Source organism: Candidatus Mycobacterium methanotrophicum (assembly GCF_023515995.1).
Lineage (GTDB): Bacteria > Actinomycetota > Actinomycetes > Mycobacteriales > Mycobacteriaceae > Mycobacterium > Mycobacterium methanotrophicum.
This window is the reverse complement of sequence record NZ_CP097320.1, coordinates 3,894,343-3,913,406: the sequence shown is the minus strand read 5'-3', so window position 1 is coordinate 3,913,406 and position 19,064 is coordinate 3,894,343. Positions and strand designations below refer to the sequence as shown.

Below are 19,064 nucleotides of genomic sequence, written 5' to 3'. Positions count from 1 at the left end.
AACGCCAAGCTGGCCCCGACATGTCGGCGGAAAGTACCCTGATGCCATGCCTTCCACCGTCAACATGCGGATTCCCGGCGCCGCCAGTTCGCTGGTAACGCCAACGACGGGCAAGCGGGTGCTGCTGGCCGAGCCACGCGGGTACTGCGCAGGCGTCGACCGCGCTGTGGAGACGGTCGAGCGCGCGCTGGAAAAGCACGGCCCACCGGTCTACGTCCGGCACGAGATCGTGCACAACCGGCACGTGGTGGACACCCTGGCCAAGGCCGGGGCGGTTTTCGTCGACGAGACCGACGAGGTGCCCGAGGGCGCGATCGTGGTGTTTTCCGCGCACGGCGTCGCACCGACCGTGCACGCGTCGGCGGCCGAGCGGTCGCTGCGAGTCGTCGACGCCGCCTGCCCGCTGGTCACCAAGGTGCACAACGAGGCCAAGCGCTTTGCCCGCGACGACTACGACATCCTGCTGATCGGCCACGAGGGCCACGAGGAAGTCGTGGGTACCGCCGGCGAAGCCCCCGACCACGTGCAGCTGGTCGACGGGCCCGGCGCTGTCGACGCTGTGACGGTGCGCGACGAGAACAAGGTCGTCTGGCTGTCCCAGACCACACTGTCCGTCGACGAGACCATGCAGACTGTGCAGCGGCTGCGGGCGCGGTTCCCGAAACTGCAGGATCCGCCGAGTGACGACATCTGCTACGCCACGCAGAATCGGCAGGTCGCGGTCAAGGCGATGGCGCCGGAGTGCGAGTTGGTCATCGTCGTCGGGTCGCGCAATTCGTCGAACTCGGTGCGGTTGGTCGAGGTTGCGCTGGGCGCGGGTTCGGCGGCCGCTCATCTGGTGGACCACGCCGGCGACATCGACCCGGCGTGGCTGGACGGCGTCATCACGATCGGGGTCACCTCGGGTGCATCGGTGCCTGAGGTGCTGGTGCGTGGCGTACTGGAGCGGCTGGCCGAGTACGGCTACGACGTGGTGCAGCCCGTGACGACGGCTAACGAGACGCTGGTGTTCGCCTTACCGAGAGAGATCCGCCCCACCCGCAGCAGGGCTTAGACGTCGTATTCCCAGGAGTCGGCTCCGGGCTCGCGTGAGCGCCGGGGACGCGATGGGGGCTCGCCGCGCAGCTCGTCGTCCGGGGTCGACCCGCGATATCGAACCTGCGAGATCGGGTGGTGGGTCGCGGTGGCACCGGTTGTTCCGCTCGGCACGGACCTGCGACGAGCCTCCGACGGTGCTGCGCGGTCCAAGGGCTCGATGGGCTCGTAGGGGTCGAAGCGGCTGCTGCGACGGGTCGGTTGAGCCCGGTGAATATGCGGGTCGCGGTGGATGTCCCGCGACGGCCGACCACGCAGGTCCGGATCGCGCGGCATCCCGCCGCGGCGAGGTGGCTCCGGGCTGTCGTACTCGCCGGTGCGCGTCGGACGCCTGGGCCGTCCGGCCCGGCCAACGGTTGGGTCGGCTTCGTCCAGCGGCGGTCGGGGTTGGCGGGAGCGCGACGCGGCCGGACGTTTGGCTGCCCGCCTGGCGTCGGCCGACCTGGCGGATCTCTGCGGCTTCGCGGAACGTCTGACGGCGTGGGCTCGCGGCGAACTCGGCTTCGCGGCTTTGTCGGCGGTGTCGTCATCGGCTGACTCGCCCTTAAGGCCCGCCAACATCGACGCCAGCCGCCCCATCAGGCCGGCGGGCTGTGCGTGGTCGCTCGTCGTATCTGCGTCGGCCTTCGCGACCGGGCGGATCACCATGTCCAGCAACCAGCGGACGATGCCGATGACCAGCACGCCGCCCGAGGTGAACACCATCAGCGGGAAGCGTTCGATCAGCGGATAGCCGCAGTTGATCAGCAGGTCCTTGAGCCCGGTGAACTTGGCGCCGTGAAACAGCCAGTACGCACCGGGCACCGCGCAGAACAAGATCAGCGGCGGCTGGATGACCGCGGTGAAGATGCCGGACTGGCGCACCGCCAGCACCGCAGCCACACAACCCGCCACGTACAGCCCGGCAAAGACGGCGGTCAGCTCTTTGCCCGAGCCGGCGTCGAAGGCGAAACCCGCGGCGGTGCAGGCGACAGCGACAACTACGGCGGCCCACCAGGGCACACCGGCGATGTTGGGGAATATCGAACGGTGATCTGCCGCCACCGTCGACCGCGTCCGCTGTGCTGACACACGTCGACCGTACCGGCTCAGCGCCGAAAGGCTCGTAAAGACTTGTAAGCAGGCGGTGGGCGTGCCACATCCCACGCTGGGCGGCTCTCATACACTTGACTCCCTGTGAGCAGCTTGAGCCTGGGGATCGTGGGTCTGCCGAATGTGGGCAAGTCAACGCTGTTCAACGCGTTGACCAGAAACAACGTGGTGGCAGCGAACTATCCGTTCGCGACAATCGAGCCGAACGAGGGCGTGGTGCCGTTGCCCGATCCCCGGTTGGCAACGTTGGCGACGATGTTCGACTCGGAGCGCATCGTCCCGGCGCCGGTGACCTTCGTCGATATCGCCGGCCTGGTCGCCGGCGCCTCCGAAGGCGCCGGGCTGGGCAACAAATTCCTGGCCAATATCCGCGAGTGTGACGCGATCTGCCAAGTGGTGCGGGTGTTCTTCGATGACGATGTGGCCCACGTCGCCGGGCAGGTGGACCCCAAATCCGACATCGAGGTCATCGAGACCGAGCTGATCCTGGCCGATCTGCAAACACTCGAGCGGGCGGTGCCGCGGCTGGAGAAAGAAGTTCGCAAAAGCAAGGACCGCAAACCGCTCTACGACGCCGCCGCGGCCGCTCAACAGACGCTCGACGGCGGGACGACGCTCTTCGCCGCCGGGGCCGACGCTGCGCTGCTGCGCGAATTAAATCTTTTGACCACCAAACCGTTCCTCTACGTGTTCAACGCCGACGAGGCGGTGCTCACCGATGTCGACCGGGTCGCCGAACTGCGTGCGCTGGTGTCGCCCGCCGACGCGGTTTTTCTCGACGCCAAGATCGAGGCCGAGCTGATCGAGCTCGACGACGTGTCGGCCACCGAGCTGTTGGAGTCGATCGGCCAAACCGAGCGCGGTCTGGATGCCCTGGCGCGGGCCGGTTTTCACACGCTGAAGTTGCAAACCTTCCTGACGGCCGGGCCCAAGGAGTCGCGGGCGTGGACCATTCATCAAGGCGATACCGCGCCCAAGGCGGCCGGGGTGATCCACACCGACTTCGAGAAGGGCTTCATCAAGGCTGAGGTCGTGTCCTACGACGAGCTGGTCGCCGCTGGGTCGATGGCCGCGGCCAAGGCGGCCGGCAGGGTGCGCATGGAGGGCAAGGACTACGTGATGGCTGACGGCGACGTCGTCGAGTTCCGGTTCGGGTCAACGTCCACGTCGAAGAACTAGAGCGACCCGTGAGCCTCGTGCACAGCGAGCGCGGCCGAGCGGTCGTGCCACAAACCGCCCGCACCAATCGAATTCGACGGGCTCGAATATGCGGCCTTAGCGTTACTTTTGAATCCCGTTGCCGTACAGGACGTTTCGATGCCGACTTGGCCGGAATCGCTAGTCGCCCCATCCCTCAGAGTGCTCGTAGGCCACGCAGCGTCCTTCTCATCAGTTCACGTCGTTCATCTATTGAGGTTTTCTCAGTAGTGTCCCCTTTGCAGGGTTGATAGTACGACCGCGGCTGCGACGATCTGGCCGATTCTGTTCGGGCACAGGCGGATTCGGCGAAGGCATCGCCAGCGTCCTTTGAGTTCAGCGTTGGCGCGTTCCCCGATAGCCCGTGTCGCGGTCAGGAGCGTGTTGTAGCTGCGGTTCGCGACGTCGAGGTCACGGCCCTTGACCGGGGTATGCACCCCGATCCCGGAACCTTCGTATCCCTTGTCCGCCAACGTCGGTAATCCCTCGCCGGCCGCTTTGCACAGCACGCCCAGGCAGTGCATGCGAGCGGCGGTGATGTCGTGCGTGCTGCCCGGCTCGACCTCGCTGGACCACACCGGGAACCCGCCCGGGTCGGCCAGTATCTGCACGTTGCCGCCCTGAGTCTTGTGCTTGCCCGAATACCACCGGTGATGGCCGACCTCGGTGCGCTCGTTCACCCGGTCGATCTCGACCAGCGTCGCGTCCAGCATCACGTGCGACCAGCCTTCCCGTTTCGCCTGGTCGAGCACGTCGTGCAGGTCAGGAGCCTGCTCGGCGATCACGTCGATCGGCTCGTGCAGATACCGGTAGGAGGTGGAGATCGGCAGCCCGGCCTCCAACGCAAGCAGCCGGTGGCTATGTCAACTTGAAGTGGCCCCACCGTGACGGCGTGAATTGGCCCCATCTGAAATCTTCGTGGAGCGGTTTGGTGGACGGGGGGCGACTGATCCCTGTTGGTGCGAGCCGAGCGCCGCGCCATCCGGCGGGCAGGGGCCTGACCCCTGCCCGTGTCACTGCGCGATGAGGGGTCGCAGAGGCTCGCGGGCCAAGGGTGGCCGAGGGCCATCGCGAAGCGACGCGGTAGCGCCCTTGACGCGTGAGGGGCGGCCCCGTAGCCTCGCGCGGCGCTTGGCGGAGGTGACCGGAAGCGGTCAACGCGACCTTCATCGAAGGTGCTAGGGGTTCGGTAGGCTTGGTGTCCGCGGAACCTCGGACCGGCTCTTTTCAGGGTCTTAACGTTAGCGAGGCGGTTGAGCTTGGCGAGCTGCTGGCGTTCGTCAGCGACTGGCTGGCCCGCGACCCTAATCGGTTGGATGTGTCGTTGTGTGAGTTCGTCGGCGTGCCCGATCATGTCGGTCCGGTGTGCTCAGTGGATGAATTGCGCGCTGAGGTGGCCCGTTTCGCTGGTATGTTGTTGGGCTATACGCCAGCCGGTGAGTTCCTCACCTAACACCGCGACCATGTGGCAGATGGCTGTTAATTGCTTTGGGGTGCAACGTTTTTTGGTCGATTGTTTGCTGTGTGGGTCGGAGTGCAGGCCTTCGCCGCCTTGACGTTGCGGGTGTGGGCGAGTCGGTAAGAGGTGCTGCCGGTTTCGATGATTCGTCCGCCGAACGTCAACCTGTCGACAACTGCCGCGCAGAGCCGCGGGTCGGTGAATGTCTTTGTCCACGAAGCGAATGGCTCGTTGGAGGCAATGGCAATCGCTGAGCGCTCTTCGCGCTCGGTAAGAACTTGGAACAGCAGTTCGGCCCCGCGTCGATCCAGCTGCAAGTACCCCAATTCGTCAATGAGTATTAAATCTACTCTGCCGTAATGGTTTATCAGTTTGGTGAGTTGCTTGTCGTCGGCGGCTTCGGCGAGCTCGTTGACCAACTTGCTGGCCAGCGTGTAGCGCACCCGGTAGCCGGCTTCGGCGGCCAAGGTGCCCAGAGCTATCAATAGATGAGTTTTGCCGGTCCCGGAATCCCCGATCAAGCACAACGGGTGCCCGGCCTTGACCCAGCCGCAGCTGGCGAGCTGGCCGATGACCGCGGGATTGACGGCCGAGTTAGCGTCAAAAGAGAACTCCTCCAACCGCTTTGGGCGAGGAAAGCCGGCGTCACGGATTCGCCGCTGGGCGCGACGCTGTGTGCGGTCGTCGCATTCGGCGATCACCAGCTCTGATAAAAACCCCAGGTAGCTCAGTTGCTCGCGTTCGGCGGCGGCGGCGACCTCGACAAAGCGGTCACGGATGGTCGGAAGCCGCAGAATGCGACAACCCTGCTCGATCGCGGCGACCGCGGCCTGCTCGGTGACGCCGCGCCGCCGGGTCATGAGGTTTGCCGCCCCAGCAGAGTGTCGTATTTGTCCAGCGAGGGCGCCGCACGGGTATCGGCGGGCACGGCCGTCACGCGATGCTGGGCCAGGCTAGCCACGCACCCGTCCTGATTGGCGTCGTATGCGCCGCTGACCGCGCCGCGGCGGTCGGCGGCCTTGCGGGCTTCTAGGGCCACCACATCAGCGCTGCTGGACCCTACCGACAGCGCCGCGGCGATCCCGGCCAGCACATCGGCGCGCTGCAGGTGGCGATGCAATAACAGCACCTCCACCAGGGCCCGCGTGCCGCCGGCATCACCGTGGGCTTTGCGGGCGGCGGCCCAAAACGCCTCGTGCTCGGCGGTGAACACCTTGGCTGCCCGTGCTTGGGCCAACGCGGTCGCCCCAGGCAGCGCGCCGGGCTTGCGCGCCAGGATCTCCAGATAGTGGTCCAAGTCCAGCACTTTGGCGCCCTTGCCGACCGCCCGTTGATGCCGTGCGACCACCGAATTGCGATCATAGGCAGTGACTTGCGACGCCGACAACTTCACCTGAAGCCGATGCCCAATGAAGCGGGCCGGCACGCTATATTGATTGCAGCGCACCATCACCTGCGCGTAGCGGTCTACCCGCGGCGTCAAAGTCAATGCGGTATCGAATGATTCGCCCGGCAACGGGCGCAACAGCGTCTTCTCAAACGCCCAGTCCTGGCTCACACTGGTCGACCGGTTGCCCACCCGGCGGGCGTCATCGGCGTCGTCGGCGGCCTCCAGCAGCGCGTTGAGCTCGTCAATCGAGTCGACGACAGGCATTGGGACGCAGTGGTTTCGGCGAAACCGCCCCCCCTCGTCCTCGACGCCGCCTTTCTCGTGGCTGCCCTCATGGCCGGGCTGGCAATACCAGGCTTCAAAACCATAGTGCGATTTGAAAGCGATCCAACGCTCGTTCTCCTGCCGCGAGCGCCCAAAGAGCACCTGCTTGACCGCGCTGGTCAGGTTGTCATAGCGCACCTTCTCGCACGGCACCCCGCCCAGCCGGTCAAACCCATAGACGTGGCCTTCCAAAAACGCCTCTTGCCCCTGAGTCAAATACGCTCGATGCGCCGCGCGGGCCGAATAGCTCAACCGCATCGTGAACAGAGCGGTCTTGGTCTTGATCCCACGCAGGATCACCCACAGGTCATGAAAGTCAACCTCGGCCTCCGCGGCCGGCGGATGGGTCTGGGGCACATACCCGGGCTCCAGCGGTTTGCCCGCCTCGGCCAGGATCTGCGGGCGGCGCTTGCGAACATGATCACGCACCGTCGAATACGACAAGCCCACTGCCCCACGCTCATCCACCAACCGAGCCAACACCCGCCGGGCGGTATGACGCTGCTTTTTCGGTGCATCCACATCAGCACGCAACATCTCATCGATCGCCGCCTTGAACGGCTCCAACCGCGGCGCAACCCGCTGCGGCGTCTTACGCACCGGCGGGATCGCCGACTCCAACGCCTGGCGCACCGTGCGCCGATGCACATGATGCTTACCCGCCAGCGCCCGAATCGACAACGCGTCCACCCGGCGATCGCGGCGAATATCCGCGAACTGCTCCACCCTTGACCCCATCCTCCAGCCTCCACTTCTCCTAATGAGTATTAGCGGGTGCGGCCTTCGGGCAGACTTGCTATCGGTAGCGGCCGGTGGGTGAGTACTGATGCCTCCTGGATTTCGAGTCCTGATGTCAGATCGTCGCCCCCACCGGTTCGCCCGGGAGAAGGGATCGCTGATGGGATGTCGTGCCCGCCCGCGTGGCGTGAGCACTGCTTCATTAGGTCGCCGAGAGTTCTCCCGCACGCTGCCGGCTGTAACCCGGACAACTGCAGACAGGAGCGAGGAGTGGCGAAATTGCTGTACGTGGGCGACGATTGGGCGGAAGATCATCACGACGTCGAACTGATGGACTCGGCGGGACGCAGGCTGGCCAGGGCGCGGCTGCCCGAGGGCGCGGCCGGGATCGCGCGGTTGCACGCGATGATCGGCGCCGAGCTGGGCGCCGACGCCGACATGGCCGAGGTGGCGATCGGAATCGAGACCGACCGGGGCCCGTGGGTGGCCGCGCTGATCGCGGCCGGATACACCGTGTACGCGGTGAACCCGCTGTCGGTGGCCCGGTACCGGGAGCGGCACAGCGTCTCCGGCGCCAAGAGCGACCCGGCGGACGCACACACGCTGGCCGACATGGTCCGCACCGACTCGCACCAGCTGCGCCCGGTGGCCGGCGACAGCGCGGCAGCCGAGGCGGTGAAAGTTGTTGCCCGCTCGCACAAGACGATGATCTGGGACCGCACCCGCCACACCCAGCGGCTGCGGCACGCGCTGCGCGAGTACTTCCCCGCCGCGCTGGAAGCCTTCGACGATCTCGACGCGGCCGATGCGCTGGAACTGCTCGGCAGAGCCCCCGACCCCGCGTCGGCGGCGAAGCTGAACCGCAGCCAGATCCGGGCCGCGCTCAAACGCGCCGGTCGCCGCGACATCGACACCAAGACCAGCCGGATCCAGGACGCGCTGCGCGGCGAGCAGCTCGGCCGCGACCCGGTGATCACCACCGCGTACGCGGCTGCCACCCGCTCGATCGTGGCCGTGCTCACCACCCTCAACGAGCAGATCGCGATCCTGCAAGAGCAGGTGGAGGAGCATTTTCACCGGCACCCGGACGCTGAGATCATCCTGTCGCAGCCCGGCCTGGGACCGATCCTCGGCGCCCGGGTGCTCGCCGAATTCGGCGACGACCCAGCACGGTACGCCGACGCGAAGGCCCGCAAGAACTACGCCGGAACCAGCCCGATCACCCGCGCCTCCGGCAAGAAGAAGGTCGTGCTCGCGCGGTTCGTGCATCAGGACAGGCTCATCGACGCGCTGATGACGCAGGCGTTCTCCGCGCTGCGCGCCTCGCCCGGCGCACGCGCCTACTACGACAAGCAACGCGCCCGCGGCCTCGGCCACAACCCCGCGCTGCGCCAGCTCGCCAACCGGCTCGTCGGAATCCTGCACGGCTGCCTCAAGACCCGCACGCTCTACGACGAAGCCACCGCCTGGCCGTCCCACAATCAAGATCAACAAACCGCCGCTTGACATTTAAGCTCCTGGGATGTCTGACAGCGATCCGGGTTATCGGACCACTGATCACAGGTGAGGTGGGGCCAAATCAGACCGTCACAACGACACCCTGTCGCCACACAGGTGGGGCCATTTCAAGCCGCCCTCCTGGGGCCAATTCAGACTGTCACGGCCACAGCCGGATCGGGGCATCGTCGCGGAACCAGCGCAACACCAGCTTGGCTTGCGCGCGGACCGTTCCCGCGCGCCGCCCGACGCGGGTGCCGATCTCGCGCCGGTGCGCGTGCAGCAACGCGGTCACATACCGCAGGGTTTCCTCAGGAACGTCGCAGATGGCAGAGTAGGTGAACACGTGGGGTCCTCTTGCGGCAGAACGGCTTTCTTCGTCGAAACCGATCCTGAAGCAGGGACCCCACGTCCTGCTCTCACGACGCGCCGGAAACTCCAGTCACAGCAACCTCACGCACCCCAAGTGAGAAAACCTCAGTACACGGTTACGTCGGAACGAAAGCGATCCGCGATTGAGGTAGTAGGCAAGCACTCGATCGATCGCCTTGGTGTGCCAGCGCCAATGACGGACAAGACGCGGTACCAAGTGCGTTCAGTCGCTGTACCGTTCGGGAACTGCATAGAACCGACGAACGTTCAGGCCGGTGGGCACAGCTGTCCTATCCGATTCCAGTGTGCAGGCTGTGGCTTTTACCGGCCCGACCCGTCCTACCTCCCTGCAATCGAGGAGCACCTCAACTCCCTGAAGGCGGACCGTGGAACCGCCCAAGCACTCGGAGTGGCGGACTTCGTGGTCGACAACATCGGCGCTCAGGTAAGCGCCTACGAGAAGGTGTTATCGCACTTACGTAGCAGCCTGGATGAACTCGACCCGGTAGAGCGACAACGCGTGCAGGAGGCATCCGCGACCCTTCGAAAAGTGCGCGCCGTTGACGATCCCGATCGTCTCGACATCACCCGCGAGCGGCCGGCGACCATGCTCACGTTCGGTGGCGGCATTCACTACTGCCTGGGAGCACACCTGGCCAGAGCCGAACTCGCTGAAGCCCTGACCGTCATCACACGCCGGATGCCCAACCCGCGCCGCAGCGGCCCGGCCCCATGGAAGCCACTGATGGGGATCACCGGACCAACAACCCTGCCCATCGAATTCGACGCCGGACACTGAACCCGCCGACCAGCCATGAGCTAGGTAGGCTGCCAACGCACTCACCAATAATCGGGCTCTTCGATTTTGACCGGGCAATCAGCATGAAGTCTGGGTTGCGGCCCGCTGTCTGCGGGTGCAGTGGAAGCGTATCCGGCGGGCCGAGTTTTCTGTGTTGCGGAATCCGCAGGCGGCCCGTTTGACCTGTTTGACCAGCCGGTTGTAGCCCTCGGTGGCCGCGTTGGTGATGCCGGTGGTGATGAAGGCGTTGATTTCGGACCACCAGGTGTCGACGGTGGTGGCCAGGGTGAGCAGTTCGGGGATTTGGGAGTCGATGCACCAACACAGGAAGCGGTGCAGCCGGTGCCGGGTCAGGTGCGGATCGCCGCCGACGCGCACGGTCGATAGCAGGGTGCGTAGTTCTTCTTTGGCGATCCACGCTGAGAGGATCTGGCCGGTGTTGTCCTCGGCGAGGATCGCGTTCCACATTTTGGCGAAGCTCTTGTCCGACAGGCGTTCCCGGGCACGCAGCAGGCGGCGCCGGTTGGCCCATTCGGGGTCGAGTGTGCGGCCGCGACGATCGCGTAGGTCCCAGGTGACGCGGCGGCGCACCTTGGTCAGCGCGTCGTTGCCGAGCTTGACCAAATGGAAATGGTCGACCACCAGCGTCGCATTGGGCAACAACCCCGGCGTGCGGATCGCCGCCGCGTAGACCGCCGCCGGGTCGATCGCCACGAACTCGGCAGCGCCACCGGGTCTTGTTCCAGCGCAGCATGATTCGGTCTTCGCCGTAGGGGATGTCACGCGGCGAGGCGCTCACCCGCTCCTTCACCGAGGTGGACACCACCCCGCACGACGGGCACGCCGCCGCGGTCTCGCTCGCGGTCACCACGTGCACCACCCGCGTCCCATCTGCCCAGCGCTCGACACGCTCAACCTGTACACCTGGCAGCCCAAACAACAATGTCGTACCGTCGATCACGGCCCTTGGCTTCCTTCCTTCGCCTGAGTAATTCGCAACTTCAGACTTCGGAAGGCCAAGGGCCTCCTTATGCAGCGACACGCTCTATGTGAGCGAAATCACAACCGCCCGTTTAAAATTGAAGAGCCCTCATTTCCTGTCCCATAGCGCGTGTCTCGAATCCTTTCCGTGGTTTGCTACCTGCTCGGCCCCTATCAGGCAGCCAGGCCGAGACAGCGAGGCAAGGTGTCGATCAGCTAGCTCGCAAAGGGACCCGCTATCGCTGCAGTCCGCGCGCGGATCTGAGTCATCGTCGGCGGTACACCGACGCTCGATGCGCAATCCTGTGCACGATGACGATCTTGGCCGTGTCGTCGATGCTGTAGATGATCCGGTAGTCGCCTCGTCGCGCCGAGAAAAGGCCGGCGAGTTCGCCGACCAGCGCTCTGCCGAGCCGGTGCGGGTTTTCACGGATGGGGCCATGTAGCGCAGCCAGAGCTGCGTCGCGGATCTTCGCCGGGAGGCGGTTCAGGTGACGGAGTCCCTCAGGAGTGATGCGGAGCTCGTATGGGTCCGTAGGCGCAGAACTCACGCAGACGGCAAGGGCCGCGATCTACCCTGAGCGGCCTCTTCTTGCGACCGCTTCAGCGAGGCGACAAGCTCGCGATCCCGCAGGATGTCGAGCGTCTCTTCGAGTGCGTCGAGGTCGTCGGGGCTCACCAGTACGAATGATGGCCGTCCGTTGCGCGTGACGAGGACGCGCGCATGCTCAAGTTCGACGCGTTCGGCCAGTTCGGACAGGTGGGCTTTCGCTTCGGAGAAGGGCATAACTTCGACCATAGGTCAATATTCTGACTTGTCGCCGCGTGTCGCGCAAGCGGGCGGGTTCCCACTGCGCCCGCAAGGGGATGGCCTTCCGGCCACCCTTGACCCGCGAGCCTCTATGCGCCCTTCGGCGGGCTTAAAGGGCAGGTCGGTGACCTGCCCGCGGTGCCGTCGCGGCCCAGACAAAGACCTGAATGCCCAGGTAACGAACCCACGGAAACGTCAGTAGATTCGAAAAATTGAGGCTAGAGTTAGCCGACCGTGACGCCAACGATCGCTAACGGCGGTCCTCTAAGTGCTCCCTAAGAAATCGACCACGGCGCTCAGCTCGCTTTCGTCACGAGCGACCGCGTAAACACGGCAAGCTTCCGTGGCGACGACGCTCTCTTCCAACATCAGCCGAGCAGCAATTTCGCGCAGGTAGTTATGGTGGTCGGCGACGCCTGTGAGGAGCTCTGCGATCGAAACGGAGTACGGCTCAGTGGCAAAATGCGCTTCGACGGCTGGATCGGCGAGGACAACTTTTTCGGGCGCTGCATCATCGGGAAGGTTGTGGATGAATTCGCAGGCTGAGGGCATGTCGCCACCGCGAAGTCCCACGGCCCAAAGACCCGCGTTGCGAAGCAACTTCACTGCTGACGGAACGTCCTGTGCGGACCCGATCCGCAGAACCTGGGATCCAGACAGCAAGTGGTGATCACAGCGCCGCATTATCTCGATTGCCAGGTGGCTGGCGAAAGTGTCCTCGACGCAGATAACGGCCTTGTTCTTGCTCTCATCAGCGTGCAAATAGGAGTCGATCTGATAGGTGCTCGCCAGCCGCTTCTGCGCGTGCCCGTGAAGCGATGTCTCAGGTTCTTCCGGGACGAAAAGGCTCTGCGCGGGGGCCGATTCCATCGTATTGACCATGTAGGCGACGCGGCCCTCACCGAAACCCATGTGATTCTCTGAGTACCGCTTGCCATTACGTGTCGCCATCGCCAGCTCGGCTCGTCGAGAACGATTGTCATCGAGTCACCGAGCGGGGCGCGCACCCGCAAATAACCCTTTGTCACCAGGTCGTCGACCAGGAACCGCGTCGCACCGAGCGGCAAGGACAGACGAGCGGCGATCTCTGCGACCGAGGGATTGTGCACGCAACACGTCAGGATCTGGCCGCGCGCACATCATTTCTAGGCCAGCGCGGCGGCTTCGCTTCTGCGTTGAGCGCTTCGACCGGAGCATCGAGTGGCAGTTCGACCCCGGAGTCGGTACGGCCTGCCGTCAGCGTGTGTGGCCGGACCAGGCTCGGCTCGTGCGCGGTTTCTGGTGCTGTGAACCAGTCGCCGATCGGTTCGCCCTTGCCCTCCCTCCGACTGCTGATGCGCGTCGGGGTGCTTCTGCCGGACATGTGGCGAACTATGCGGCACGTTGTGATTCTGCAGGAACCACAAGGTCTGGTCGGCGTGCACCGAAGCGCGCAGCTCGCTGGAGACGACCTTTGAGTATGGTGCGGTCGGCGCCGATGACGAATGTGGTCCGTCTGACCGGTAGCAGCCGGGCCAGCAGGCCACGGCGCCGAGTGTGCCGGCCACGCCGGGAGGCCTCACGCGCCACGGACGGATCCACGCAGCTTGGCGAGCCTGCCTCGGCGCACCCCGAACAGCTCGGACACCACGCCGTCCGCGTCGGAGAGCAGCGGATAAACGAACGAGCGCTGTTGGGCGAAGTGGGCCTGCTTGTCGACGGTGTCGGTGCTGATACCCACCCGATGGGCGACCACCCTGGCGAATTCGTTGCTCAGATCCCGAAAATGACAAGCCTGGGCTGTACACACATCGGGGAGGACGCTAATGGGAAGAAGAACAGCACAACCGGCCCGTCGGAAAGGAGCGCGGACAGTGTCCGAGGCCGACCGGTGTGGTCGTACAAAGTGAAGTCAGGCGCCTTGTCGCCCGCGATCATCGGCAAAGATTAACGCCAGGAAGCTCTGTGCGGCGCACGACTGGAGATAATTCGGGTACACCACAGGCCTTGTGCTGCTACGGGCCGAGACTGCCGATCGCGCTAGAATTCTGTACATGACGTCACTCCCGCTGGCCGAGGTGCGGGCTAACCTCTCGAAGCTGATTGAGGAAGCGGTCCGGACTCATGAGCGAATCGAAGTCACCCGGCAGGGTCGCCGGGCTGCGGTGATTCTCAGCGCCGACGACTACGACTCGATCATGGAAACCATCTCGATCCTCAGTGACCAGGAGTTGATGCGCGAGGTACGAACAGCGGACACCGAGGCCGAGAGCGGTCAGATCTACACACTGGAAGAAGTGACAGAGGAGATGCGCGCCGCCGGGCGGCTCCCGTCTTGACCTATCGAATCGAGTTGACCAAGTCGGCCAAGAGAGCGCTCACTGAACTCCTGCCAGAGGCCGTGGCGGTCGCATGTTGGGAGTTCATTCGCGGCCCGCTTGCTGAGGATCCCTACCGAGTGGGTAAACCACTTCGCGATCAATTGGAGGGACGGTACTCGGCGCGGCGGGGCGAATTCCGGGTAATCTACCAAATCCTCGACGAGCGGGTCGTGGTTCGAATCATCCACATCGCCCACCGGCGTGACGTTTACCGGTGACAATGGTTGTGTCAGACATCCCAGGAGCTTAAATGTCAAGCGGCGGTTTGTTGATCTTGATTGTGGGACGGCCAGGCGGTGGCTTCGTCGTAGAGCGTGCGGGTCTTGAGGCAGCCGTGCAGGATTCCGACGAGCCGGTTGGCGAGCTGGCGCAGCGCGGGGTTGTGGCCGAGGCCGCGGGCGCGTTGCTTGTCGTAGTAGGCGCGTGCGCCGGGCGAGGCGCGCAGCGCGGAGAACGCCTGCGTCATCAGCGCGTCGATGAGCCTGTCCTGATGCACGAACCGCGCGAGCACGACCTTCTTCTTGCCGGAGGCGCGGGTGATCGGGCTGGTTCCGGCGTAGTTCTTGCGGGCCTTCGCGTCGGCGTACCGTGCTGGGTCGTCGCCGAATTCGGCGAGCACCCGGGCGCCGAGGATCGGTCCCAGGCCGGGCTGCGACAGGATGATCTCAGCGTCCGGGTGCCGGTGAAAATGCTCCTCCACCTGCTCTTGCAGGATCGCGATCTGCTCGTTGAGGGTGGTGAGCACGGCCACGATCGAGCGGGTGGCAGCCGCGTACGCGGTGGTGATCACCGGGTCGCGGCCGAGCTGCTCGCCGCGCAGCGCGTCCTGGATCCGGCTGGTCTTGGTGTCGATGTCGCGGCGACCGGCGTGTTTGAGCGCGGCCCGGATCTGGCTGCGGTTCAGCTTCGCCGCCGACGCGGGGTCGGGGGCTCTGCCGAGCAGTTCCAGCGCATCGGCCGCGTCGAGATCGTCGAAGGCTTCCAGCGCGGCGGGGAAGTACTCGCGCAGCGCGTGCCGCAGCCGCTGGGTGTGGCGGGTGCGGTCCCAGATCATCGTCTTGTGCGAGCGGGCAACAACTTTCACCGCCTCGGCTGCCGCGCTGTCGCCGGCCACCGGGCGCAGCTGGTGCGAGTCGGTGCGGACCATGTCGGCCAGCGTGTGTGCGTCCGCCGGGTCGCTCTTGGCGCCGGAGACGCTGTGCCGCTCCCGGTACCGGGCCACCGACAGCGGGTTCACCGCGTACACGGTGTATCCGGCCGCGATCAGCGCGGCCACCCACGGGCCCCGGTCGGTCTCGATTCCGATCGCCACCTCGGCCATGTCGGCGTCGGCGCCCAGCTCGGCGCCGATCATCGCGTGCAACCGCGCGATCCCGGCCGCGCCCTCGGGCAGCCGCGCCCTGGCCAGCCTGCGTCCCGCCGAGTCCATCAGTTCGACGTCGTGATGATCTTCCGCCCAATCGTCGCCCACGTACAGCAATTTCGCCACTCCTCGCTCCTGTCTGCAGTTGTCCGGGTTACAGCCGGCAGCGTGCGGGAGAACTCTCGGCGACCTAATGAAGCAGTGCTCACGCCACGCGGGCGGGCACGACATCCCATCAGCGATCCCTTCTCCCGGGCGAACCGGTGGGGGCGACGATCTGACATCAGGACTCGAAATCCAGGAGGCATCAGTGCTCACCCACCGGCCGCTACCGATAGCAAGTCTGCCCGAAGGCCGCACCCGCTAATACTCATTAGGTGGCACGATTGTCGTCGACCATCTCTATCATCGGCCCATGCAGTGGGTGTCCTCGCTAATCGCCAGCGCAACAGGCTTTCTCGGCTCGCGAACTCCAGCATGAAGATCGCTTATTTCTTCCTCCCGCCCTACTTCGGACTCTTGGCGGGCCTCATTGGCCACAATGTCACGACGGGCTGGCTGGGCGCAGGCGCCGGTTTGTTTCTGGCCGTGTTGATCTCAGCGGAGGGCCACCGGCGGCCCGGAGCCGATGCGAGCATGAGGGCGATTGACGCCATGTCCGGCACGGAGTTTGAGGCCTACGTCGCTGCCCGACTGCGGCGGGGCGGCTGGCAAGTCACGTTCACCTCAGTAGTTGGCGACTACGGCGTCGACCTGATCGCGCATAGGGACGGTAAGTCGGTGGCGATTCAGTGCAAGCGCCACGGCAAGTCCGTCGGCGTCGCGGCTGTCCAGCAGGTTGTCTCCGGTGCATGTCACCACGGGTGCACGAAGAGCATCGTCATCAGCAATCAGGAATTTACCCGGGCGGCCAGGCAATTGGCCGTTACCCACCACTGCCAGCTGATCGGTCGCCGAGCATTGCAGGCCTGGGTGCCGCCTCCTGTGCGACGGGAGGTTTAAGAGATCGCGACTGGAATATCCTCAGCAGGTGGCGACTATAAGGCGGTCCATAAGCGTGCTGGTGGTTGCTCTGTCCGCTTTCGGACTGGCCAGCGGTGCCTGGGCACAAGCGGCTCCTGCCCCTGCGCCCACCCACCAATCACTGGTGTCCGGGTGATCTTTGGGACCCGGCCTGGGGCGCCAACTACAACTGGAACTGGAGTCAGTGCCATGGCTGGCAAGCTCCGGCAAGCCAAGGTGCTTCAGTGGGCTGGTTACCTTGGGGTCCGCCGCCGCTGTGGGCGCCGCCACCCCCACCGCCACCCTCGTGAGCACCCCAGGCTCATCTGATGTGGAACCCCACCGCCAATGCTTGGGGGGGTTTGAGCTGTTGGGGTAATACTGAGTGATAGTGAGCGCATGAACGTTCGAGTGAGTATGTTGGTGGTGTGAACCTGACGGAGTGGGCGCGTGCTCAGGGCGTGCATCCGCAGACGGCGTACCGGTGGTTTCGAGAGGGCACGCTGCCGGTTCCGGCGGTGCGGGTGAATGAGCGCACGGTCCTGGTGGCGCCTGACGTGGCGCCGGGTTCACCGGCTCCGGCGTTCGGGTTGTATGCGCGGGTCTCCTCGCATGATCAAAAGGCGGACCTGGATCGTCAGGTGGCGCGGCTGACGGGGTGGGCCGCTCAGGCGGGTGCAACGGTGGTGCGGGTTGAGGCCGAGGTTGGATCCGGGATGAACGGGTCACGCGCAAAGGTACGGCGGCTGTTGGCCGACCCGAAAGTGACCGTCGTGGTGGTCGAGCACCGGGATCGCTTGGGGCGGATGAACACTGAGCTGGTGGAGGCGGCGCTGGCGGCGCACGGCCGCCGGTTGGTGGTACTCGACGACGGTGAGGTCGACGACGATCTGGTGGGCGACATGGTGGAGGTGCTCACACGTTTCTGTGCGCGGCTCTATGGTCGCCGCAGTGCTCGAAACCGTGCGTTGAAGGCGGTTGGCTGCGCGCAGCGTGATATCGGCCCGAAGGCGGTTGTCGGCGCCGGGAGCAAAGATAACGGCCGTGAGTAAACGTGCGTTGCGGCGGATCGCGCTTGGCCAGCTGGACCGCAAGCAACACAAGTGTCTGGCGGGCTCAGCGTAAGCAGGCGGTGACGGAGGCGGCGTCGTCGCGGTGGGCCGGTGCCATCACCCGCGCGGTCGAAGATCAGCACCAGCTCGGGATGCGCGCCCTGGACGCCGAGGTCACCGATTTGCAGGCCGCGATCACAGTGTCGGAATCCCGGTGTGCGCTGCGCCCGGGTGAGGTCTGCGCCCCGGATCGAGATGTTGCTGGTGGGCCGCGGCGGCGGTCACGGCGCGCGGTGCGCGGTTATCGCTCGGCGGCCGGGCGGTGCTGCAAGACCCGTCGGCTGGCGGCCTTGCGCGGGCGTCTGGCCGCCGCGCAGGCCGCGTTGGCCGCGGGCCGGCCGTCGATCACCGTGGGCGGGAACAGGTTGTGGCGCACCCGGCAGAACCTGGCCGCCGCTGAGTGCAGCGAGCCGCAGTGGCGGGACCGTTGGGATGCCGCCCGCATGTTCCTGACCGCCGACGGTGAATCGGGCAAGACCGGCGGTAACGAGACGATCCGCGTCGATGAGTCAGGTCATCTTCGGGTGAAAGTTCCTGCCGCCCTGGCGGACCGGTTCGGCACGCACCTACACATCGCCGACCCGGTGGCGTTCAACCACCGCGGCGACGAGTGGGTGGCCCGGGTGGCCGGCCGGCGGGCGGTGCGCTACGACATCAGCTTTGACCCAGCGAAAAGCCGTTGGTATCTGGATGCGTCCTGGACCATCGCGCCCGAACCAGGCCCCACACTCGACGAGCTACGCGGTCACCGGGCGCTCGGTGTGGATCTCAATGCCGATCACCTCGCCGCCTGTGCCCTGGACTGCTCAGGAAATCCGATCGGTGAACCAGCAACCATCGCGGTCGAGACTGCCGGGTTGGGTCGGCCGAGCCGGCGGCCAACCGAAGTGCAATTGTGGAGCTCATTGTCGAGGATGTGGACGCCAAGCACCAGCGGCTTCGCGAGCACCTGGCCGAAGTCGTGACTGAACCGACAACTATGCCGTGGGGCAACCGGGCGCTGTTATTTCGCGATCCAGATGGAAACCTCGTCAACTTGTTCACTCCTGTCACCGACGAGGCCCGCGCCAAGTTTGGAGTTTGATTTTCCACCCGCGCGCGGCGGGCATTCGCAGGGTTAGGCTGGGGCGTGGCCGCGGAAGACCGGGCTGATGCGCTTGACGAGCGTGAGGAGTCGCTCGCCCGGCGGGAGGCTGAAGTCCGAAGACGTGAATGGTTCGCTGGCCAAAGAGATCACATCGCAGATGAGCGGGAGCAAATGGCGAATCAGCGAGAAGCATTTGCCGACGAGCGAGAGCTGCTCGCCGACCAACGCGACGGCACGGCGGCAGAGCGTGAACGTGAGCGACTGCAACGCGTGGAAGACCGGACGGACCGTAGAGAAGCCGGCGCCGAGCGGGATCAGGCCAACGTCGATCGCGAGATGACCGAAACCGAACGGCGTCAGCGCTCCCGCTAACTATCGGCGCAAA

General features: G+C 65.3%; 20 protein-coding genes and 5 pseudogenes. 13 read left to right on the top strand and 12 right to left on the bottom strand.

Going from position 1 to position 19,064, the window contains the following annotated elements; translation table 11 throughout:
• Window positions 1-46: 46 nt before the first annotated feature.
• On the top strand, window positions 47-1,054 hold the full coding sequence (locus M5I08_RS20485; protein WP_219069951.1) for a 4-hydroxy-3-methylbut-2-enyl diphosphate reductase: 1,008 nt from the start codon (window positions 47-49) through the stop codon (window positions 1,052-1,054).
• Here M5I08_RS20485 and M5I08_RS20480 read toward each other — a convergent pair.
• A complete protein-coding gene (locus tag M5I08_RS20480; RefSeq protein WP_219069949.1) occupies window positions 1,051-2,166 on the bottom strand; it encodes a DUF6542 domain-containing protein in 1,116 nt (371 codons plus the stop codon). The two genes, M5I08_RS20485 and M5I08_RS20480, sit on opposite strands and share 4 nt — an antisense overlap.
• A gap of 105 nt (window positions 2,167-2,271) precedes the next feature.
• On the opposite strand from M5I08_RS20480, the gene ychF reads away from it, so the two are divergent.
• Window positions 2,272-3,366 carry a redox-regulated ATPase YchF gene (gene ychF / locus M5I08_RS20475; protein WP_219069948.1) on the top strand — a complete coding sequence of 365 codons (1,095 nt, stop codon included), beginning with the start codon at window positions 2,272-2,274 and terminating at the stop codon, window positions 3,364-3,366.
• Window positions 3,367-3,608: 242 nt separating this feature from the next.
• On the opposite strand, the pseudogene M5I08_RS20470 reads toward ychF, so the two are convergent.
• Window positions 3,609-4,232: pseudogene (locus M5I08_RS20470) on the bottom strand (transposase family protein); the annotation flags it as partial.
• Between the two features lie 350 nt (window positions 4,233-4,582).
• Between M5I08_RS20470 and M5I08_RS20465 the strand changes: the two are divergent.
• Entirely contained in the window at window positions 4,583-4,837 is a 255-nt protein-coding gene (locus tag M5I08_RS20465; protein ID WP_219069944.1) for a hypothetical protein, read from the top strand.
• A 26-nt stretch (window positions 4,838-4,863) separates the two neighbouring features.
• Here the strand turns inward: M5I08_RS20465 and istB are convergent, their stop codons facing one another.
• Both istB and istA read right to left on the bottom strand, forming a co-directional pair.
• A complete protein-coding gene (gene istB, locus M5I08_RS20460) occupies window positions 4,864-5,703 on the bottom strand; it encodes an IS21-like element helper ATPase IstB (protein WP_219069942.1) in 840 nt (279 codons plus the stop codon).
• A complete protein-coding gene (istA, locus tag M5I08_RS20455) occupies window positions 5,700-7,295 on the bottom strand; it encodes an IS21 family transposase (protein WP_219069940.1) in 1,596 nt (531 codons plus the stop codon). Before istA ends, istB begins: the two co-directional genes overlap by 4 nt.
• A 279-nt stretch (window positions 7,296-7,574) precedes the next feature.
• Between istA and M5I08_RS20450 the strand changes: the two genes are divergently transcribed.
• Window positions 7,575-8,801, top strand: a complete 1,227-nt coding sequence (locus M5I08_RS20450) for an IS110 family RNA-guided transposase (RefSeq protein ID WP_249763285.1) — start codon at window positions 7,575-7,577, stop codon at window positions 8,799-8,801.
• A gap of 151 nt (window positions 8,802-8,952) precedes the next feature.
• Here the strand turns inward: M5I08_RS20450 and M5I08_RS20445 are convergent, their stop codons facing one another.
• Window positions 8,953-9,138, bottom strand: coding sequence for a hypothetical protein (locus tag M5I08_RS20445; RefSeq protein WP_219070903.1), 186 nt, complete (start codon window positions 9,136-9,138; stop codon window positions 8,953-8,955).
• A 588-nt stretch (window positions 9,139-9,726) separates the two neighbouring features.
• Between M5I08_RS20445 and M5I08_RS20440 the strand changes: the two are divergent.
• Window positions 9,727-9,963 (top strand): annotated as a pseudogene (locus M5I08_RS20440) (cytochrome P450); the annotation flags it as partial.
• A 78-nt stretch (window positions 9,964-10,041) separates the two neighbouring features.
• Here M5I08_RS20440 and M5I08_RS20435 read toward each other — a convergent pair.
• The 6 genes and pseudogenes from M5I08_RS20435 to M5I08_RS20410 form a co-directional block, all read right to left on the bottom strand.
• Window positions 10,042-10,677: a transposase gene (locus tag M5I08_RS20435; protein WP_440271467.1), complete on the bottom strand. Its 636-nt coding sequence runs from the start codon at window positions 10,675-10,677 to the stop codon at window positions 10,042-10,044.
• Window positions 10,678-11,210: 533 nt separating this feature from the next.
• Complete coding sequence (locus tag M5I08_RS20430; protein WP_249762933.1) at window positions 11,211-11,495, bottom strand: type II toxin-antitoxin system RelE family toxin; 285 nt, start codon at window positions 11,493-11,495, stop codon at window positions 11,211-11,213.
• Window positions 11,492-11,731 (bottom strand): type II toxin-antitoxin system Phd/YefM family antitoxin, encoded by a 240-nt coding sequence (locus tag M5I08_RS20425; RefSeq protein WP_219070811.1) that lies wholly within the window; start codon window positions 11,729-11,731, stop codon window positions 11,492-11,494. The genes M5I08_RS20430 and M5I08_RS20425 overlap by 4 nt, the downstream gene beginning before the upstream one ends.
• Window positions 11,732-12,019: 288 nt before the next feature.
• Complete coding sequence (locus M5I08_RS20420) at window positions 12,020-12,667, bottom strand: hypothetical protein (protein WP_249763461.1); 648 nt, start codon at window positions 12,665-12,667, stop codon at window positions 12,020-12,022.
• A 65-nt stretch (window positions 12,668-12,732) separates the two neighbouring features.
• Window positions 12,733-13,118, bottom strand: a pseudogene (locus M5I08_RS20415) (DUF742 domain-containing protein); the annotation flags it as partial.
• A gap of 40 nt (window positions 13,119-13,158) precedes the next feature.
• Window positions 13,159-13,672, bottom strand: a pseudogene (locus M5I08_RS20410) (peroxiredoxin); the annotation flags it as partial.
• A gap of 116 nt (window positions 13,673-13,788) precedes the next feature.
• On the opposite strand from M5I08_RS20410, the gene M5I08_RS20405 reads away from it, so the two are divergent.
• On the top strand, window positions 13,789-14,073 hold the full coding sequence (locus M5I08_RS20405; protein ID WP_219070813.1) for a type II toxin-antitoxin system Phd/YefM family antitoxin: 285 nt from the start codon (window positions 13,789-13,791) through the stop codon (window positions 14,071-14,073).
• A complete protein-coding gene (locus tag M5I08_RS20400) occupies window positions 14,070-14,333 on the top strand; it encodes a type II toxin-antitoxin system RelE family toxin (protein ID WP_219070814.1) in 264 nt (87 codons plus the stop codon). Before M5I08_RS20405 ends, M5I08_RS20400 begins: the two co-directional genes overlap by 4 nt.
• A gap of 35 nt (window positions 14,334-14,368) precedes the next feature.
• Here M5I08_RS20400 and M5I08_RS20395 read toward each other — a convergent pair whose 3' ends face one another.
• The gene (locus M5I08_RS20395; RefSeq protein WP_249763288.1) at window positions 14,369-15,595 is read right to left on the bottom strand and encodes an IS110 family RNA-guided transposase; all 1,227 of its coding nucleotides are present in this window, start codon (window positions 15,593-15,595) and stop codon (window positions 14,369-14,371) included.
• Between the two features lie 360 nt (window positions 15,596-15,955).
• Between M5I08_RS20395 and M5I08_RS20390 the strand changes: the two genes are divergently transcribed.
• The 6 genes and pseudogenes from M5I08_RS20390 to M5I08_RS27070 all read left to right on the top strand — a co-directional run bounded on the left by M5I08_RS20390 (window position 15,956) and on the right by M5I08_RS27070 (window position 19,051).
• Window positions 15,956-16,480 carry a restriction endonuclease gene (locus M5I08_RS20390; RefSeq protein WP_219068056.1) on the top strand — a complete coding sequence of 175 codons (525 nt, stop codon included), beginning with the start codon at window positions 15,956-15,958 and terminating at the stop codon, window positions 16,478-16,480.
• A 95-nt stretch (window positions 16,481-16,575) separates the two neighbouring features.
• Window positions 16,576-16,791: an Mtp family mycobacterial-type pilin gene (locus M5I08_RS27485; protein WP_502213837.1), complete on the top strand. Its 216-nt coding sequence runs from the start codon at window positions 16,576-16,578 to the stop codon at window positions 16,789-16,791.
• Between the two features lie 117 nt (window positions 16,792-16,908).
• Window positions 16,909-17,532, top strand: coding sequence for an IS607 family transposase (locus tag M5I08_RS20385; protein ID WP_219068057.1), 624 nt, complete (start codon window positions 16,909-16,911; stop codon window positions 17,530-17,532).
• An 80-nt stretch (window positions 17,533-17,612) separates the two neighbouring features.
• Window positions 17,613-18,557: a hypothetical protein gene (locus tag M5I08_RS20380; protein WP_219068058.1), complete on the top strand. Its 945-nt coding sequence runs from the start codon at window positions 17,613-17,615 to the stop codon at window positions 18,555-18,557.
• Window positions 18,452-18,676 (top strand): annotated as a pseudogene (locus M5I08_RS20375) (VOC family protein); the annotation flags it as partial. The gene M5I08_RS20380 and the pseudogene M5I08_RS20375, both read left to right, overlap by 106 nt.
• A gap of 45 nt (window positions 18,677-18,721) precedes the next feature.
• Window positions 18,722-19,051: a hypothetical protein gene (locus M5I08_RS27070; protein WP_219068059.1), complete on the top strand. Its 330-nt coding sequence runs from the start codon at window positions 18,722-18,724 to the stop codon at window positions 19,049-19,051.
• Window positions 19,052-19,064 lie beyond the last annotated feature (13 nt).

Coding starts and splice junctions, on each gene's coding strand:
- M5I08_RS20390 (WP_219068056.1), top strand. CDS start 15,956: ATGAAGATCGCTTATTTCTTCCTCCCGCCCTACTTCGGACTCTTGGCG.
- M5I08_RS20420 (WP_249763461.1), bottom strand. CDS start 12,667: ATGGGTTTCGGTGAGGGCCGCGTCGCCTACATGGTCAATACGATGGAA.
- M5I08_RS20405 (WP_219070813.1), top strand. CDS start 13,789: ATGACGTCACTCCCGCTGGCCGAGGTGCGGGCTAACCTCTCGAAGCTG.
- istB (WP_219069942.1), bottom strand. CDS start 5,703: ATGACCCGGCGGCGCGGCGTCACCGAGCAGGCCGCGGTCGCCGCGATC.
- istA (WP_219069940.1), bottom strand. CDS start 7,295: ATGGGGTCAAGGGTGGAGCAGTTCGCGGATATTCGCCGCGATCGCCGG.
- M5I08_RS20485 (WP_219069951.1), top strand. CDS start 47: ATGCCTTCCACCGTCAACATGCGGATTCCCGGCGCCGCCAGTTCGCTG.
- M5I08_RS20425 (WP_219070811.1), bottom strand. CDS start 11,731: ATGCCCTTCTCCGAAGCGAAAGCCCACCTGTCCGAACTGGCCGAACGC.